18 protein-coding genes are annotated in these 16,971 nt (G+C 45.3%); 3 read left to right on the forward strand and 15 right to left on the reverse strand.

Translation table 11 applies throughout. From position 1 onward, the window contains the following. Positions 1–4 precede the first annotated feature (4 nt). From L1D55_RS05100 to L1D55_RS05160, 13 genes are all read right to left on the reverse strand, one after another. On the reverse strand, positions 5–628 hold the full coding sequence (locus L1D55_RS05100; protein ID WP_239916706.1) for a DUF3261 domain-containing protein: 624 nt from the start codon (positions 626–628) through the stop codon (positions 5–7). Then, positions 625–2,997 carry an MMPL family transporter gene (locus L1D55_RS05105; protein WP_239916707.1) on the reverse strand — a complete coding sequence of 791 codons (2,373 nt, stop codon included), beginning with the start codon at positions 2,995–2,997 and terminating at the stop codon, positions 625–627. The genes L1D55_RS05100 and L1D55_RS05105 overlap by 4 nt, the downstream gene beginning before the upstream one ends. Beyond that, positions 2,969–3,649 (reverse strand): outer membrane lipoprotein carrier protein LolA, encoded by a 681-nt coding sequence (locus tag L1D55_RS05110; protein WP_239916708.1) that lies wholly within the window; start codon positions 3,647–3,649, stop codon positions 2,969–2,971. Before L1D55_RS05110 ends, L1D55_RS05105 begins: the two co-directional genes overlap by 29 nt. Continuing rightward, a complete protein-coding gene (locus L1D55_RS05115) occupies positions 3,636–4,139 on the reverse strand; it encodes an acyl-CoA thioesterase (protein WP_239916709.1) in 504 nt (167 codons plus the stop codon). Before L1D55_RS05115 ends, L1D55_RS05110 begins: the two co-directional genes overlap by 14 nt. A 55-nt stretch (positions 4,140–4,194) precedes the next feature. After that, positions 4,195–5,742, reverse strand: coding sequence for an aromatic amino acid ammonia-lyase (locus tag L1D55_RS05120; RefSeq protein WP_086714004.1), 1,548 nt, complete (start codon positions 5,740–5,742; stop codon positions 4,195–4,197). After that, on the reverse strand, positions 5,720–7,519 hold the full coding sequence (locus tag L1D55_RS05125; protein ID WP_239916710.1) for a glycosyltransferase family 2 protein: 1,800 nt from the start codon (positions 7,517–7,519) through the stop codon (positions 5,720–5,722). Before L1D55_RS05125 ends, L1D55_RS05120 begins: the two co-directional genes overlap by 23 nt. After that, a complete protein-coding gene (locus tag L1D55_RS05130) occupies positions 7,512–7,874 on the reverse strand; it encodes a 3-hydroxyacyl-ACP dehydratase (protein ID WP_239916711.1) in 363 nt (120 codons plus the stop codon). The genes L1D55_RS05125 and L1D55_RS05130 overlap by 8 nt, the downstream gene beginning before the upstream one ends. 88 nt (positions 7,875–7,962) lie before the next feature. Further along, on the reverse strand, positions 7,963–9,351 hold the full coding sequence (locus tag L1D55_RS05135; RefSeq protein WP_239916712.1) for an AMP-binding protein: 1,389 nt from the start codon (positions 9,349–9,351) through the stop codon (positions 7,963–7,965). Positions 9,352–9,357: 6 nt separating this feature from the next. Beyond that, positions 9,358–9,915 (reverse strand): septation protein IspZ, encoded by a 558-nt coding sequence (locus tag L1D55_RS05140; protein ID WP_239916717.1) that lies wholly within the window; start codon positions 9,913–9,915, stop codon positions 9,358–9,360. Continuing rightward, positions 9,915–10,172, reverse strand: a complete 258-nt coding sequence (locus tag L1D55_RS05145) for an acyl carrier protein (protein ID WP_004739745.1) — start codon at positions 10,170–10,172, stop codon at positions 9,915–9,917. The genes L1D55_RS05140 and L1D55_RS05145 overlap by 1 nt, the downstream gene beginning before the upstream one ends. Positions 10,173–10,182: 10 nt before the next feature. Continuing rightward, a complete protein-coding gene (locus tag L1D55_RS05150; protein WP_004739743.1) occupies positions 10,183–10,443 on the reverse strand; it encodes a phosphopantetheine-binding protein in 261 nt (86 codons plus the stop codon). Between the two features lie 105 nt (positions 10,444–10,548). Then, on the reverse strand, positions 10,549–11,319 hold the full coding sequence (locus L1D55_RS05155; protein ID WP_239916719.1) for a lysophospholipid acyltransferase family protein: 771 nt from the start codon (positions 11,317–11,319) through the stop codon (positions 10,549–10,551). After that, positions 11,319–12,065, reverse strand: a complete 747-nt coding sequence (locus L1D55_RS05160; protein WP_239916720.1) for a beta-ketoacyl synthase chain length factor — start codon at positions 12,063–12,065, stop codon at positions 11,319–11,321. The genes L1D55_RS05155 and L1D55_RS05160 overlap by 1 nt, the downstream gene beginning before the upstream one ends. Before the next feature lie 72 nt (positions 12,066–12,137). Between L1D55_RS05160 and L1D55_RS05165 the strand changes: the two genes are divergently transcribed. From L1D55_RS05165 to L1D55_RS05175, 3 genes are read left to right on the forward strand one after another with little or no spacing between them, the layout of a single operon-like run. Beyond that, the gene (locus L1D55_RS05165) at positions 12,138–12,527 is read left to right on the forward strand and encodes a hypothetical protein (protein WP_004739740.1); all 390 of its coding nucleotides are present in this window, start codon (positions 12,138–12,140) and stop codon (positions 12,525–12,527) included. A gap of 29 nt (positions 12,528–12,556) precedes the next feature. Beyond that, positions 12,557–13,630 (forward strand): methyltransferase, encoded by a 1,074-nt coding sequence (locus L1D55_RS05170; protein ID WP_239916721.1) that lies wholly within the window; start codon positions 12,557–12,559, stop codon positions 13,628–13,630. A 25-nt stretch (positions 13,631–13,655) separates the two neighbouring features. Continuing rightward, positions 13,656–14,897, forward strand: a complete 1,242-nt coding sequence (locus L1D55_RS05175) for an NAD(P)/FAD-dependent oxidoreductase (RefSeq protein WP_239916722.1) — start codon at positions 13,656–13,658, stop codon at positions 14,895–14,897. A 124-nt stretch (positions 14,898–15,021) separates the two neighbouring features. On the opposite strand, the gene L1D55_RS05180 is transcribed toward L1D55_RS05175, so the two are convergent. Continuing rightward, the gene (locus L1D55_RS05180) at positions 15,022–15,528 is read right to left on the reverse strand and encodes a Fe3+-citrate ABC transporter substrate-binding protein (protein WP_239916723.1); all 507 of its coding nucleotides are present in this window, start codon (positions 15,526–15,528) and stop codon (positions 15,022–15,024) included. A gap of 139 nt (positions 15,529–15,667) precedes the next feature. Further along, a complete protein-coding gene (locus L1D55_RS05185) occupies positions 15,668–16,801 on the reverse strand; it encodes a flagellar assembly protein FlgT (protein ID WP_239916724.1) in 1,134 nt (377 codons plus the stop codon). Between the last annotated feature and the right edge of the window lie 170 nt (positions 16,802–16,971).

Raw genomic sequence — 16,971 nt, forward strand, 5'->3', positions numbered from 1 at the left:
GTGTTTAGCTCTTACTTGGGTTATCGACAATCGTTGAATTCAACGTTTGTATAGTAATGGTGTAGCCTTGGGTCAAATGTTTGAAAATAATGTTGCCTGCCGTTTTGTGTGTATACGGTTCGGCTTGGTATTCAATTCGGATGATTGCCTTATTCTCGCCGTCAAACACAGTGCGGTTGTTATCTGTATCGACTAAATGCCAGCCTATACCTTGTAGCGGTTGTGCCCATGCTTCTGCAGGCCATAAGGTGAGCATCAAATTAAACAGTACCTGTTCGGGCTGAGGAAGGGTAGCACCGAGGCCAGATAGTACTTGTGTTTCAATGGCTTGGTTTTGATACTGCAGCGATAAGATACGTGTACCCCAAGAAGAGAAGCCAGCTAAAACGACCTTATCGGGCGTAACTTCAACTTGAACCGGTAACTGCTGGGTATCCTCTTGCCAGGTTGCGCTAATCAATTGACTTGCTGTTAATGAGTACCCAAGTTCTTCGGGTAGAGGCAAGGCGAGTTCTGTGTCTTTATTGATAGTGACGCTCGCACCTGTCGGTTGTTGAGAAACCAGTGAGCAGGCATTGAGTAGGAAGCTAAATACGACAGCGAATGCTATCTTGATTGTCTTGTTCATCTAAATGCCTCACGCGGTTTGTTCTTTTCTGTGGCTTGCTCATTGTTGATGGCGAGTGGGGAAAGCAGCCACGCCACAAAAATTCCGGTTAACACGGTAATCCCGAAGCTATGAATGGCATGAGTCTGACTCAGTGACAGTAAGCCGAATGACAGCAGTGTCGTGAGGCCAGATAAAGTGATTGCTAATAGGGTGCTCAGCGACTTCTTCTGCTCCGCAAAGAACAGGGTGTAGTCGATACCAATCCCTAAAATCAGAATTAAGCCAAGCAGATTAAATAGGTTCAATGTTGAGCCTAAAACGCCAGTCACCGCTAACCCCGCGACACCTGCAATTAGAGATGGCAGAAGCATTAATAGGCTTTGTTTCACGCCATATCGCCATCCTAGCACCATGCCAATAGCAGCGAAGGCAATCAATAACAGTTCGGTAATTTTGACGCGGTACTCAGCAAAAAGAGAGGAGATTTCATCTGCCTTATTGAGGTATTTCACACCTTGTTGCTGAGTAAAGTCGGACTCTAACCACTGTGAGAACAGCGCGGTGTTAGTGACGTCTTTGACCATGATAACCGACGCTGCTTGGTTATTGATTGGTTTTAACCAAAGCGGGCGAATAGGCTCTGATACAGGCGACGATAGAAACTCATCGAGCGTGATCGGACTGTATTTAGGAAGCTCTGGGAAGCTCGGCCAGCCAAGCGTAGTTTGTAGTGTGGCGCTTTGACTATCATAAAGCTGCTTAACCAGCTGATAGTTATGGTGTTGTTCTTGCTCATTTGGCAGGTGTTGATTGACGCTGCGATAGCCTGAGATAGCTTGCTGAGCGACTAAGTTATCAAGATTAGAACTGATCAATGCTAACTTATTGAGCAGCGCTTGGTTGCTTTCGGCAGTAACTAGCAGCATGTTCTGAGCACTACCTAAACCAGATATCTCAGAGATAGCTTGCTCTTGTTGTTTTAGCTCGTCAGGCATTGCTTGAAGCTGCCTGATATCGTCGTCGTAGCGAACCTGAGTGATTGACGCCAAACTTAAGACGGTCACTATCAATGGCAAGCTGATTCTAAACCTAGGATGGCTCCACAAGTTTAACCATGTGTGCCAAAGGCCAGCCAAAGGAAGCGCTCGTTCTTGGCTCGGTTTAGAGGCCAACACGGGGTACCAACACACCACGCTTGCGTAGGCGGCGATAAGTCCGATGGACGAGAATAGTGCAAGTTGTTGTAGACCAGGGAAGGGCGCAACCAGCAGCCCTAAGTATCCGATTAAGCTAGTGATTAAACCTAGGGTGATGGCAACTAAGATGTGCTTTAGCCCTTTGTCACTCTGCCATTGGCTTCCTGCGGCCAAACGGTCAGTGAGGTAATGAAACGAGTAATCGATGGATACGCCAATCAAGCTCGCGCCAAACACCAAGCTGAATAGGTGGACCTTGCCAAAGATAGCGACGGTGCTCGCCAATGCGACCAATAACCCCGTGCTAATTGAGAGTAAAGACAAGGCAAGTGGGAGTGCGCTACGAAACGTTAACCACACCAATAAAATTACGCCCGCTAATGACCCTAAACCAATAGTGCTGATTTCAGATTTCGCACTTTGGGTGCCGTAATTTGCGTAGAAAACCACGCCAGTGTGCTGAACTTTAACGTCAAATTGCTTCTCAATGTCTCGCTCTAAAGCATCTAGCGCGGGTAGTTGTTCTTGAATCGTCAGGCTATAAGGAGAGCCCGCCAGCGTTGCGGTAACGAGGATATGTGATTGCTCTTGAGATTGAGCGGTGAGATAGCCATCTTTAAGTCCAAAGTTACTCGAGCGGGTGCCAACCTCGCTTATATAGTCTCGAAATAACAGGAATGGGTCTAAGGTTAGCTCGGTCGCTGTTACGCCTGAAAAAGGGTTGTACAAGGATTGAATCACATACTGAGCTCGTGACTCAGGTGCGTGCGTCAGAGTCTCTTTTTGTTGCTCTGTTAGTAGCTGAGCTCGATGACGGAAGTAGAAGTCACTCCATTGGCTTTGTGTGCTCGAGTTGATTTTACCTTGCACGTGTTTGAAGAGTACTGAACCACCTGAAAATGAGTCGTGATTGAGTGCTTTTTCAAAGGCTTTGGTTGCCGCGATGGTGTTCTTGATGTCTGATCCACTCAAGATAAATACCACTTGCTCACTCATCGAGTTGGAAATCTGCTGGAAAGCTTGCTCAACCATAGGATCTTGCTGATTTTCAGGCAGCAATTTCATGATGTTGCTTTCGATAGGCACTGAAGAAGAAAAAGCGAACTGTTTAATCAACAGTCCGCTGAAAAGTGCCACAATCACTAGCCAGACAAGGGCGAGCTTAGAGTTGAAATTGTTGCGCTTCGGCATCTGACAATACTTCCGGTTGATGGCTTAGCTGACTGAATTCGATCACCGTGCTATCTCCGCGAATCTCTTTTAACTCAATACGCTCAATATCACTGTTACCTTGCAGCGTGATGCCCTCAAATACTGCATTCATTGGTGCGCTTTTGGGCTTAAGAGTCAGTGTCCAAGATCCTGTATTTTGGTCTGAACTTTGTGCCGTTGCAGGCTGGAACGTCAGTGAGAATTGGTCTTGAAGTTTTTGTGTATCACCGTGGAACACCGATAGGAAAATGTGGCTGAAATAAAACGCCATTGGGTTTTCTTTATCAGTGATGATCTTTGCGGGTTGGTCGGCAAACCTTTGGCTCAACTTGTTGTCGGTGAGCACTAAGTTCACCGGAAACGGTGTAGTTTGTGTCCAAAGTAAACCACTTGATTTGTCTAATAGGAATGTACCTTGCGACGTCAGAGGCTGGGCGAACATCTCCATATTGCGCGTTTGAGTAAACTCACCACGAACAATACTATTTTCGCTGAGCACCGTCTGCAACTCTGATATAGAGCCGACAGGAGCTGTGTTCTCTTTGGCGCTCACAAGGCCACTCGTCATTATCGCAGTAAGCCCAAGTAGCACGATGTTGATGTATTTGCGGTTGCGCTTAAACAGATTCATGATTCACCTGCTGTGAGCTAGAAGCCTGAGGCTGATGTTCAGCTGCGAGAGGTAAGCAGCCATACTGGTGCCAGTGTTCTACCTTGTCAGTAAACACCTTCGGTGAAGCAAAGCACATCTCTTGCTCTTCAATGGTTACCGCAACCTGCATGGTGTGAGCGCGTGTCATGCGAGCACCCGTTAGAGCATCATGAATTTCATAATCAACGCGCAGGCGGTTTTCCCACTCGGTGAGCTTCGCCGTGACCTTAATCTTGTGATTAAACGGTATCGCTTTGATGTATTTTACGCGGGTATCGATGATAGGCCACATGTAGCCTGAATCCTTCATCTCATGGTAGTTGTACTCAATCTTATCCATCATGATGCGTCTTACTTCTTCAAAAAATCGGAAGTAGTTGCCGTGATAGATCACGCCCATAGGGTCGGCATCTTGGAATGAGGTAACAAGTGTCACCTCAGATTGTAATGGATGAAGGATTTCAGACATAAATCGCTCTCAACAATATTGCGTAAAGGGTTGGCTACTTTATAAGGTCATGACTCTATGAATAAAGTGACCAGTGCTGATTTTGAATACGAGAAATAAAGTGGCGCAGATCGCCTTCAAGCGGGCGGTCCTCGACAATAAACTCGAACTCTTTCAGTACTTCGTCACGAATGTGCTTGAGGTTCTCACTCATATGGTGCTCATCAAGCTCATTGTGGCGTTTACGAAGTTCGAGTGCTTGTGTACCGGCTAGAAGTGACGCTGCCGCTACTTGCTCGGTTAGCTCTAGAACGCGTAAACAGTCACGAGCTGCGATGGTGCCCATGCTCACTTTGTCTTGGTTGTGACACTCAGTTGAACGAGAGAACACGCTTGCAGGCATCGTGTGTTTCAATGCTTCAGCTGTCCAAGCTGACACGCCGATCTGTACTGCTTTGAAGCCGTGGTTGATTGGCTTACGTTCGCCTTCAGCACCCGTTAGGTTGAATGGCAAGCCGTTGTTGAACTTGTAATCCATCAGCTGGGCCATTTGGCGATCAAGTAGGTCCGCAAGGTTGGCTACGGCAGTTTTTAGCGTATCCATTGCCATTGCGATATGACCACCATAGAAGTGTCCACCGTGCAGTACGCGTTCATTATCACCATCGATAATTGGGTTGTCGTTGGCACTGTTTAGTTCGTTCTCGATCATCTGGCGAAGCCAAGGTAGAGAGTCCTGAACCACACCGATAACATGTGGCGCACAGCGCAGAGAGTAACGATCTTGTAGGCGGTCACTGTTACGTGGTGGGCGATCTGCTTGCAGATCATCACGTAGCCATGCCGCAACCTGTTGTTGACCTGGATGAGGTTTTACGGCGAACAGCGCTTCATCGAAATGGAAGTCATTGCCGTGCATACCGACAGATACCATAGCCGTGATCTTAGTCGATAGTTGAGCTAGGTATTCCGCGCGCTTATAAGCGATACAAGCTAATGCCGTCATTACAGACGTACCATTCATCAATGCCAAGCCCTCTTTCGGCTTAAGCTTGATAGGGCTAATGCCTAGTTCTTTGTAGACGTCACTGGTTGGGCGCACTTCACCTTTGTAGATCACATCACGCTCACCAATTAGCGCGGCTGCTAGGTAAGACAGAGGTGTTAAGTCGCCACTGGCACCCACTGATCCTTCTTGAGGAATACGTGGTGAGATATCTTGGTTGATTAGGGTAACGATCTGGTTAAGCAGATCATGAGTCACACCAGACACGCCTTGTGATAGAGAACACAGGCGCGTTGCTAATACAGCTCGAGATTGCTCATGAGACAGTGTTTCACCTAAACCACAGCCATGGAAGCGCGTCAGATGCAGAGGTAGTTCATCGACAAGGTTTGGCGGAATCGCAACGGTACAAGAGTCACCGTAACCCGTCGTTACGCCGTAAATCACGCCTTCTTCTTTAAGTAGGCGCTCTAGGAATGCAACACCACGGTCGATTTTTGAAGTGAACTCGTCACTGGTGTTCATCGAGGCTTTTGCGCCTTGTGAGATAGCGACAACGTCCTCGATAGTGAGGCGTTCGGCACCAAAGGTGATGCTATTTGGATTCTTTTTCGTCATGGTGCTTGCTCAATGTCCAAAAATTAAAAAAGTTGTACCACTGAAGCGGTGCTTTCAGTGTGTAGTGCTGAAGTCGATCTGCGTATTGTTGAACGACTTGCTTTAAAGATTGTTCGCGTGTCTTTCTAGGTAGTTCGATTCTGTCGCTAAAATGCTCGAAATAGACATTAAAGTGCGGTTTTACTTGTGAATCGTCACGTAACCCAAATAGCAAAAATACGGGTGCTTTGAGTACAGAGGCTAACATAAATGGCCCTTGAGGGAACGGGGCTTCCTTACCTAAGAACTCTGCCCATACTGAGCGGCTCTCTTTGCTGGTGGAAGTTCTGTCACCAACAATTACGATCCATTCACCTTGCTCCAACTTCTGTTGTAAAAGGATAGCCGTATCAGGTCCCATCGAAGTTACTTGGATCAGGTTTAAGTCTGACTGCGGGTTAACCGCTTTCATAACTGAGTTAAAACGCTCAGCGTGTTCTGTAAAAACCAGCGCATTGATTTTGATGTTTGAGTGTCTACGACCCAAAGCTCGGCACAGCTCAATATTACCAAGGTGAGAACCAAGAATTAGCACACCTTGCTGGTTTGCCACCATGTTTTCGAATTGGTCTTGACCATGGATGGTGAGGTTATCCACTGAGAAATCGCCTTTCCATGCCGCGAGTTTGTCAAGCATGGTATGTCCAAACGAAAGCAGGTGGTTGTAGCTGGTTAGCTCAGCGGGTAACTCAATATTTTGTTGTTCCGCATAGGCTTTCAACTGAAACAAGTATTGCTCAGAAGCGTTTCGCGCGCGCTTGCCAGTTAAGTGGTAGTAACGCATGACACCACGCAGAATTAGGTTGAATACACCACGACCTAACAAGGTATAAATGGTTAATAACAGTTTGATGCCTAACACGGTGCCGCGTTCCTGGGTGCGAGACCAGTGCGGCTGCTCTGAAGCTTTTAGTTCTGAGTTCGCTGATGAACCTTGGCTACTTTCAGTAGCGTTAGATTTGAAATGGCGAGCAATCAGCTTAGGTGCTCTAGGTAGCATGCCGAAGAATAGACGTGTATGCATCCAGCTGATTTTGACGTTATCCCACAATGCATCGAAATGAGAGATGCCGTTTTCAGGATAGATAACCCGAGTTTCAACGAAGTCGATGTCACACCCTTCCCAATACAGGCGAACCAAAATCTCGATATCGAAGTCCATTCGAGACCCAACATCGTATTTGCTTAGTACTGCTTGTGTTTGGTCGACAGGATACACTCTAAAGCCACACATGCTGTCTTTGATCGATAGTGACAGGGTTTCTATCCATACCCAAATGTGTGTCGCGTAGCGTCCGTATAGCCTCGCTTTGGGTACACTGTCATCGTAGACAGGCTGGCCTGATATCAGACGTTGCGGATTAGCTTGTGAGGCCTGAATCAATGTTGGCAAGGCATCAAGGTCGTGTTGTCCATCAGCATCAATTTGAATGGCATGGCTAAAACCGAGTTGTTGTGCTTTTTTGATACCGGCTTTTACCGCTCCGCCTTTGCCTTGGTTCTGCTCAAGTGTCACCAAGGTTACGTGTGAGTGCTCTGCTAGGGGAGTGAGAAACTGTTTTGTAGCGAGCTCACTACCATCGTCAACGATGATGATCGGTAACTCAAAATGATGGAGTGACGACACCACCGCAGGCATGGTTGCGCCATGATTAAAGCACGGGATAAGGAAGCATGCCTTGTAGCTGCTTTCCTTTGTTTGGTGTTGAGAAGTAGCCTCGACGGGAGTGCTATTCACTTTTCTCTCCCAGCTTCATTTTGCCTGAAGAATGAGTTTGCTCACCGTTATTTGAGGTGTAGCTGAAGCTCAGCTTGCTTTTGTCAGCATCCCATTTGAGTGATAGTTGGATTGTGGCGCCAGGCAAGATAGGTTCTTGGAACTTGATGACTTCCATGCCTTTAAAGAAACCAGGGACACCTAATTCTTGGACTGCGTAGTGAAGTGCCCAATCAATTTGCGTGACGCCCGGTAGAATAGGGAAGCTCTTGAAGTGTCCCTTAAAGTCGGTGATATCTCCGCTAACATTAAGTGTTAGGGTCGATTCATTTTCTACAGTGTCTACCGCAATGACGGTTGGTTTTCTCTTATCCATAGGGCGTGCTTAGAATCCTTGGGTAAATATTGTTACTTTGACAAAAGTATAAAAAGATAATCTCAGTGTAAAATACGATCAGCGGTTACTATGATTTTATTAGCTGTTCTATGTGAGACGTTAACCGCTTACCTTGGCTGTTGAGGGGAATCTCATTAACAATACGATATTTTCTTGGTATAGCGATTGGCTCTAACCATTTTCTGAGTTCTGTGCGTAGCATCAACCAGAATTTACCTTTACTCATGGTCGATAGAGTAGCTTGGCCTTCATCTGATAATACCAAAACCGAGGCTAGGATGAGGCGCTCTGGTTCTTCAAATGGAATCACCACACACTCACTTATCCAAGGCAGTTGCTCAAGGCGCTTTTCTACTTCAACCAGTGATACTCGTTTTTCTTCAATCTTGATCACTCGGTCCGTTCGACCTTTCAATATGAATTGACTAGCTGAGACCATTTCGCACTCGTCGGCGGTTTGATACCAGTTGTTTTTATCGATATATGGCGACAATAACTTAATGCAATTCTCACTGTTGAGACTAGCCTCAATACAATCAAAAAGCTGCCAAGGTGTTTGAGCGCTCTCTTGTTGACGAAATGCTATACCGCCAGTCTCTGTGCTGCCAAATACCTCGATAGGTAAATGCCCTAGCAAATCTCGCGACTGATGAGCCGACTCGGTAGGCAGTGGACCTCCTGAAGAGAAGATTCCTGCAAGTTGTACCTGGTTGGTCTCATGCTTTAATCGCTTCAGTAGCGCTGGGCTGCTGATAAGAAAGCAGTTTTTATTGGCATGAGACAGAATTTGTTCAGGGTATTCTAGGTTGTTACGAGCAAACGGAATGCCAGAGCAGAGTGGCCATAAGACTCTAAACAGTAAACCGTAGATATGTTGATGCGAAACCGTGCTTTGAACTTGGTTGCCTTTGAGGAGCTTGCCCCAGTTTTTGTGTAACTGTGCTGTCTCAATATCCAGAAGCTCTAGCGTTTTATTTATCGCTTTTGGCGTACCGCTCGAACCTGAAGTGAACAGGGTCAAATGGGTGGCAGCCAAATTAATGGCCGGAAGATTATCAGACAGAGGTTTTTCTATTTCAGTGCTTGAGTCCAATAAGGCTTGAATATTGCGAACGTCTCCCACCTCAACTGTGCCAATTGAATCATCAACTAACAGGCAATCAAAATGTTCACTGAGCTCGGCAAGCGCACAAGGTTGATAGTTGCCCGGTAAAATAATGTGTTTGTTAGCAGCTGAAGATGCTACGAACGCCACTGAGAACAGATAGCTATCTTGGGTACAAATCGCGACTCGTTGAACGGTCGATGAGCTCAATTGCCATATGAGTTTCGATAAGTCGTCGTTAAAGGTTTGCCACGTAATCTCGCTATTGTCATCAAAGCAGACAATAGATTCGGGCACTCGGTTTTGAGTGAGAAGCTCAGACAGCGAGGTGTAAGATACGGTTTGGGTCATAACAATTTAACTCTGACGAATACGTTGTCTCACTATCCACTCCCCTGCAAAGAGCAACCCTGCAAATACATAGCTGAGTAAGCCATTATATAGGGTCCATACTTCTAGCGGTTGGAAGCAGGTGTAAAAAGCAATAGAGCCATTAATAACAAAGAACAAGCACCAGACTTTGGTGACTTTTCTTGTGTAATCAATGCCACTTTGTGGAAGCTCAGGCTCTTGAAGGCGAGCAAGACGTTCGATGATCGTTTGAGGTTGCCATAGGCTTGAAGCAAAGACAGCCAGCATACAAACATTAACGATAACGGGGTAATAGGTTAGCCAGCCATGCTGTTTAAAGGCTAAACCTAATGTCAGCAGAACAATACCAGCACTTCCACTGATCCAAGCTAGGTGTTTTAGCTCTTTGATTTTTGCCTGGCCGCCAGTAAAAATGCGCACAGCAAAGATAACGGCCAAGACGATACCCACAGTTTGCAGGCCAAACTTGTTGAGTCCAAAGTAAACCGCTATTGGATAAGTGAAAAGTATGATTGCCGACAGTAAAGTCAGCAGAGGACGCACTATGCGTCCTTCAATAGTTCAACCACAGACTCTACAACGTCATTAACGGTGCGTACTGCTTTGAACTCTTCAGGTTTGATCTTTTTACCTGTTACGTTCTGGAGGTGAACGACTAAATCAACCGCATCAATGCTGTCTAGGTCTAGATCAAGATAGAGATGAGCTTCCGGAGTGATATCTTCAGCATCAAGCTCGAACAGCTCAATCAGCGCATCTTTAACCTGGTTGTATACTTCTTGTTGGTTAGCTTGTGTCATAAAGATCTGTCTAGTTGTTCGTTTGAGATGAGATGTAGTTTGCTAGGTTTGCAACCGATGCAAAATGCTCGCGAGTGTTTGAATCGTCAGCATCAATAACGATGTTGTACTTCTTCTTGATAGCAAGGCCAAGCTCTAGTGCATCAATAGAATCTAGTCCTAGTCCATCACCAAACAGTGGAGCTTCCGTTTCAATCTCATCAATGCTCATGTCTTCAAGATTTAGTGCGTCGATGATCAGTTGTTTCAGTTCGTTGTGTAATGTTTCCACTTTGGCCTACTTAATGCTTTATCTAAATGCTGCTTTAAGGGGACGATTCTACATGACGTGAAGTATTTTCGAAATGCTGATATCGCCAGTTATGTTATTGATGAGCTAAATATTTTCTTCGGGAGGGAAAATTGTTTGTGCAAGATGATGATTAAGGCGTCTTGCTGCCGAAGTTAAGTTATTTGAGCTTTCAATAAATGGTGCGACTTCTATTTTACCTTTCACCGCGACATGAAAAAAGGGTTTCGTAGCAGGAACTTGATACCATTTTTTTTCTTTCGTTAAGAATGTCGGAGAAACCGTAATGTGAATCACGCGTAAATCAGTTTGTGTTCGAGTTGCGATTTGCGCTGCACCACGTTGTAAGGATGGTTCAATTCCGGGCGTTGTGCGAGTTCCCTCGGGAAAAACAAGCAGTACGTTTCCACGAGAAAAACGTTCTTCACAGCGTTCTAAAAGATCGTCAGGTGCTTGGTTAGGAATATAACCAGCGGCTTTGACGATTCTCTTCATAAATGGGTTTTCCCAAATGGCCGCTTTAACGAGGCAATCACATTGAGGAAGTTGAGAGGCGATCAGTACATAGTCAATCAAACTTGGGTGATTGGCGACGATGATGCAGTTGCGATCTTCACGCAGTAGTTCCGCACCTTCAATTCGGTAATCAATTGCGCCAGTGAATTTCATGATCTGGCAGAAAGCATTGAATGAGAAGCGAATCAATCGTTGAGCCCTGAGCTCTCGCTGGATGGTGTTAGGAGTGATGAGTGCGATAGATGGCAAGATCAAGAAGCTGAGAACTAGGCCCCCCAAGCCGAAGATGGTAAAGCAGAGGCCTGTCGCGAATACTCGCCAATATTGGTCGACCTTGCTCATTATAGCTCTCCGGTTTTTGCGTTGTGTATCCAAGTCCAATCTTGATGCTTACCTGCCACGGTCCAGCTCTGTGAACTTTGAAGGATATTTTGTAGCGCCTGCAAGCCTTGTGGTAATGGAGTGGTTGAGCTTACCTTGGTTACAGTTCTTGATACTGAGTAATCACTTCCGGAGGTGAGCACAAAGCCCAGTGCATAGTCGGAGTAGTGTTGAGTTTCAAACTCTTGGTACAGCTCAGGCAGTGGTTGGTCGAAATCGATGACTAACACTCGGTGCGATGGATATTGGTTCAGGTAAAGATAGGCTTCAATCAAAGCGTTGTGGAAAGTATCTTGCCCGGCCGCGATAGAGGTCAGAGGGATTGGTGCTTTTGCTGCGATGGTTGTTAACCCTGCTGCTGTGTTGTGCACGGACTGTGAGAACGCCATAGGCGAAGCATCGTCACCTTCCAATATTGATTGAATCAAGGTTGCGGTTCGGTGCAGTTCGCCATGTCGACTGGCAAAAACCAGATAATCAATCGAGTTGTCTTTTAAGAGTGTCAATGCGGTTTGAACGGCCAATTTGCTCTGTAGGCTCATTCGGCGGCGCATCATCGGTGGGATCGCTTTAAATTCAGTCGAGCCATCTTTCGGCCAATCTAAATTAGTGCTCCAGGCTTGCCATTCGGCATCAGAATTGAGACCAGCCGAGTTTGCAGACCATTTCTCAATATTAAACGACATTAATTGGGATTGATTTGACATAGAGTATTGATTTGCTTTGGGTCTAACTAAATACTATGCGTGCTTATAAATAAACACAGGTAAGGAATTTAAATGAAATTACTAAAAATAGCCGTTTCAATGTTATTCATATTTGTTCTTGCAGGGTGTGGACGTGTCCAGCCTGTAATGAATGTTGAGGATACTCCAGTTGCACATAATCTTCAAAGTAAACAGGTGAAATCAGCTATTTATGAATCTGCTGAAAATCGAGGCTGGTTAGTTTCTGAGATTAAACCTGGCTTGATCCGTGCTGAATTGTATGTTCGTTCACATCACGCAGTGGTTGATATTCCTTATAATGACAAATTTTACTCTATTCTTTACGTTGAATCAGAGAATTTGAAGTATGACGATGGTGAAATACACCGTAATTACAACCGCTGGGTTAATAACTTAAACGTTGATATTAAACGTAAGCTTGCACAAATGGCAGCTGAGTAACCCCCTATTATTTTTAAGTTAGGTTTTTCGTGTCGGAATATAAATTAGATCCATTCAATGCATTAGAAGCAAAAACAGAAGCACAAAAATTATCTTTTGCTCCTATTGTTTTCCATACTGCTCGTACACTTCGTGATTTAGGTATTTTAAAAGCGCTCGACGATGCGGGGAGCGATGGCTTACCTGCTGAGACCATTTCAGAAATAACAGGTGTATCTGAATATGGTGTGAAAGTGTTACTTGATATGGCGCTTAGTGCTCATATTGTTGTTTGGGAAAAGCCTAACTATAAGATAGCCAACCTCGGTTTCTATCTGTTGCATGACGGTATGACCAACGCAAACATGGATTTCACAGCTGATGTTTGTTACGCCGCGATGATGCATCTTACTGAAGCGATTGAGGAGGGCACTCCTGCTGGTTTGAAGGAGCTAGGGGATTGGGAGACGATCTACCAAGGCTTGTCTCAATTACCTGAAAAAGCGAAAGAGAGCTGGTTCAAGTTTGACCACTTCTACTCTGATCGTTCATTCCCAGTTTTGCTTGAGAAGGTTTTCAGCAAGAAACCTAAATCGCTGGTGGATATTGGCGGCAATACAGGCAAGTGGGCAATGCAGTGTTGCAACCATGACTCTGATGTTGAAGTCACGATTGTTGATTTGCCACAGCAGCTAGAAATGGCAATGGCTAACGCTAAGCAACATGGTCATCAAAACAGAGTGACGCCTTTCCCTGCCAACATGCTAGATAAGCAACAAGCGCTGCCAACGGGCGCAGATGTTTGGTGGATGAGCCAGTTCCTTGATTGCTTCTCGCCAATGGAAATCCTTAGCATCTTAAAGCGTGTTCGCTCTCATATGTCAGAAGAAGCGACCGTTTATATTCTTGAGTTGTTTTGGGATGCACAGAAATACGATGCGGCTTCTTATAGCTTAAACGCGACTTCGCTTTACTTTACGTGCTTGGCAAATGGCAACAGTCGTTTTTACCGCAGTGAAGACTTCTTAGAGATAGTTGAAGAAGCTGGCTTTGAAGTGGTGACTCGCACTGATGATATCGGTCTTGGTCATACGCTTCTTGAATTGAAAGCTAGCGCGCAATAACACATAACAAACATGGCTTAAATTAATGAAAAAACTGTCTACTCAAGTAGTGATCATCGGAGCTGGGCCATCAGGGTCTATTGCCGCGTCTTTGTTACACAAAAAAGGCATCGATGTTCGAGTTATCGAAAAGAGCGTGTTCCCTCGCTTCTCAATTGGTGAAAGCCTATTACCCGCTTGCATGGAAGTGATTGAACAGGCAGGCATGACCGACGCGGTGACTAAGGCTAACTTCCAATACAAAGATGGCGCAGCATTTCGTAAAAATGGTGTGTACACCGCGTTCAATTTTGAAGATAAGTTTTCTACTGGGCCGGGAACCACTTTCCAGGTTCAACGTGGTGCTTTTGATAAGGTGCTTGCTGATACAGCGGAGACACAAGGTGTCACAATCGATTACCAGCATGAGTTGACGGGCATTAATTTTACTGACGATAGCACTATTTTAGATGTTCAAGTGCTTGACGGAGAAAGCTATCAGCTCGAAGCACAGTACGTTTTGGATGGCAGTGGTTTTGGTCGAGTACTGCCTAAGATGCTTGATCTGGAAGAGCAATCATCACTTCCACCTCGTAAAGCGATTTTCACGCACATTAACGATCATATTGCAGAGGTGGATACTGAGCTAGATTATGACCGAAACAAAATTCTAATCTCTGTGCACCCAACTAACCCTGATGTTTGGTATTGGTTGATCCCATTTAGCAACGGTGTTTCTTCATTTGGTGTAGTAGGGGAACCTAAGTTCTTTGAATCTTACCCTGAGGATAAGATTACTGCGATTAAGCAGTTGGCTATGGAAGAGCCAGGGCTAGCCGAAATATTGGCAAACGCTGAGTATCCAAACCCTGCGGGTGAAATTGGTGGTTATTCTGCTAACGTGAAGCATCTTGCAACTGACAAATACGCACTACTGGGTAACGCTGGTGAGTTTCTTGATCCTGTGTTTTCGTCAGGCGTTACGATTGCGATGAAGTCAGCACAGTTTGCGGTTGAGTGTGTGGAAAAGCAGCTTAACGGCGAGAAGGTCGATTGGGATCGTGAGTATGCCGAGCCATTGATGGTCGGTGTAAACACCTTCCGAACGTATGTTGAGGGTTGGTATTCCGGTACATTGCAGGATGTGATTTTCTATCAGGATCCTAACCCTAAGATTAAGCAAATGGTGTGCTCGATTTTAGCGGGCTACGCATGGGATCAAACCAATCCTTATGTGAAAGATTCAAAACGCCGCTTAACGACGCTGGCAGAGATCTGCCGAAGCTAGGTCATCAATTTGGCGCATAGCAATATACCAAAGCTCTAAGATGACGATTCTAGAAATAAAAACAGCCGCAAGTGCGGCTGTTTTTGTATTCGTCTATAGGGGATTGGCTTCGCCTATTCTATGGCTACTTGAGGTCGATGCTGTTTAAGCGTCCCATGAATATGAGTAAATCAATCACATCTTTGTGAGCATCAAGTAGGGCACGCTTAGTTTGGCTGTAAGCGGCCAGTCTACCGTGCTTTCTGATTGAGCAGACCTTAGTTTTGTATTTGTAATCGCCGTGATCGGAGAACACGCGCCATTTCGCGATATAACACTCATCACGATGTTCAGGGTCACTTTGTGTGGGGTTTGGCTTGAATACAATCTTAGGCTCTAAACTATGCGGCAGGCGTGTCATTAGGTAAGGCTCCTTGAGAACCTTCTTCCAAAACTTACCCCAAAGCTCTTTACCGAGCTCGTCTCTCAATTTGATGGTTTTTTTAAGCGCTTTTTCTTCACCCATGCGCACAAAGCCGACAGAACGATGCAGTACCGTGTCTTCTGGTGTATGGATGTGGATCTTAAAAGCGGTCTTACCTTTCGAAATAAAGCGATAGCCGGTAGCACCAATTAGATTATTCTGACTCATAGCTTACTAAATGATGATTATGTTATTAGTAAGATTACGACAAATACGTAAAAACCGAAACTAATACCCATGAAAAAATTAAAGCCTTAGCTGGGGTGCTAAGGCTTTATTAGAATCTATGAGTTTAGAGTGCTGCTAACTACATGATTTTCTGCATCACATCACCAATTTGAATGCTTCCCGCTAGGCTTGGCTGATCAATTGTCAGTTCCGCTTCGTTCTCGTAGACGCGAGAAACGGTCAGTGTGATATCGCTTTGCGAGACTTTATTGCGCGGTAAACCTCGTTGGTCAATAAACGAACCTGTGTGCCATAGCTGCAGTTTGTCACCTTGTTGTACGCCATGCATTCGGCCCAAATCAATGGTCACTGTATTACCGAATACGGCCGCAACTTCTGGAAGCGTGATCTTACAAGAGACTTCAGACTCTAGGTCCAACATGATATTACGGCTTACACGAAGCATCATACTGCCGTAGGTTGATGCCCAAAAACGAGCACTGCGAGTGTCAACTTCACTGGTTTTAGCAAATGGCCACTTTGCCACTTCACGATAGCTACGTGTGTAGATCTGATGACCTGTTTTACCATCAAATACTTGCATCTCTAACGCGAACTGACGGTTGATGATGTCATCTTTTAATAGCTTAGATTCGATGGTTGCCGTTAAGTCAGTAATCTCGCCGCCGATGATGTATTGCGCGCCGGTATCCTGTGCGATCATCTTGATCACCTCTGGGCGGCGCTTATCGATGTCGTAGTTGGTAGTGCCAACAGACACGAAGCTACGAGACTCTTTGGCTAACTGCCTGTCCACCACATGGCTGAAGTCGTCACCGATGTTGTAGATTCTGCCCATCACGGCTTGTTGTGGAGAGATGACATCGATATTACCCACTAAGAAGGTTTTCTTGTATTGGCTCTCATGGCAAGCATTTGCCGAAGGGTAGATGTCGATCCTTGCGGTGATCATTAAATTGCCACCGCGCTTCTTCTCTTTATCAACCAAGATGTAGCGTACTTCGTGGTTAGTAAATTGGTATTCCTTTTTCTTGCCATCTAAATAAGGCGTTAGGTTGGCAATACTGCCGATGTCTGCCCCTGAGAACTGGATAGCCTTATATACCGCGTCTTCCAGAGCGTGGATCCTTGCCGTCTCTTCTGACGAGACGATGGTTGCTGTACCGGTAACTTCATACCATGAGGCATGAGCACTGAAACTTATGATTATCAGTGAACCTATTGAAAATAAGTAAGAAATTATTTTTTTCATCTATTCGTTACCAGTTGGGTATAAATATTGCTTAACAAATAACTATAAGCTTGAAGCTGACTTAAGTGCGTTTTTCTTAATCTGAACCATTAATGAAAAGCAAAGACTGTTCCAACATTGTAATCCATTGAAAAGAATAATGGTGAGAACATATTGGAACAGGTAGCACT

The organism is Vibrio sp. Isolate22 (assembly GCF_022398115.1).
Taxonomy (GTDB): domain Bacteria; phylum Pseudomonadota; class Gammaproteobacteria; order Enterobacterales; family Vibrionaceae; genus Vibrio.

Bases quoted from the DNA above. Each gene is read 5' to 3' on its own strand.
- L1D55_RS05100 (WP_239916706.1), bottom strand. From the start codon at position 628: ATGAACAAGACAATCAAGATAGCATTCGCTGTCGTATTTAGCTTCCTA.
- L1D55_RS05105 (WP_239916707.1), bottom strand. From the start codon at position 2,997: ATGCCGAAGCGCAACAATTTCAACTCTAAGCTCGCCCTTGTCTGGCTA.
- L1D55_RS05110 (WP_239916708.1), bottom strand. From the start codon at position 3,649: ATGAATCTGTTTAAGCGCAACCGCAAATACATCAACATCGTGCTACTT.
- L1D55_RS05115 (WP_239916709.1), bottom strand. From the start codon at position 4,139: ATGTCTGAAATCCTTCATCCATTACAATCTGAGGTGACACTTGTTACC.
- L1D55_RS05120 (WP_086714004.1), bottom strand. From the start codon at position 5,742: ATGACGAAAAAGAATCCAAATAGCATCACCTTTGGTGCCGAACGCCTC.
- L1D55_RS05130 (WP_239916711.1), bottom strand. From the start codon at position 7,874: ATGGATAAGAGAAAACCAACCGTCATTGCGGTAGACACTGTAGAAAAT.
- L1D55_RS05135 (WP_239916712.1), bottom strand. From the start codon at position 9,351: ATGACCCAAACCGTATCTTACACCTCGCTGTCTGAGCTTCTCACTCAA.
- L1D55_RS05145 (WP_004739745.1), bottom strand. From the start codon at position 10,172: ATGACACAAGCTAACCAACAAGAAGTATACAACCAGGTTAAAGATGCG.
- L1D55_RS05155 (WP_239916719.1), bottom strand. From the start codon at position 11,319: ATGAGCAAGGTCGACCAATATTGGCGAGTATTCGCGACAGGCCTCTGC.
- L1D55_RS05160 (WP_239916720.1), bottom strand. From the start codon at position 12,065: ATGTCAAATCAATCCCAATTAATGTCGTTTAATATTGAGAAATGGTCT.
- L1D55_RS05165 (WP_004739740.1), top strand. From the start codon at position 12,138: ATGAAATTACTAAAAATAGCCGTTTCAATGTTATTCATATTTGTTCTT.
- L1D55_RS05175 (WP_239916722.1), top strand. From the start codon at position 13,656: ATGAAAAAACTGTCTACTCAAGTAGTGATCATCGGAGCTGGGCCATCA.
- L1D55_RS05180 (WP_239916723.1), bottom strand. From the start codon at position 15,528: ATGAGTCAGAATAATCTAATTGGTGCTACCGGCTATCGCTTTATTTCG.
- L1D55_RS05185 (WP_239916724.1), bottom strand. From the start codon at position 16,801: ATGAAAAAAATAATTTCTTACTTATTTTCAATAGGTTCACTGATAATC.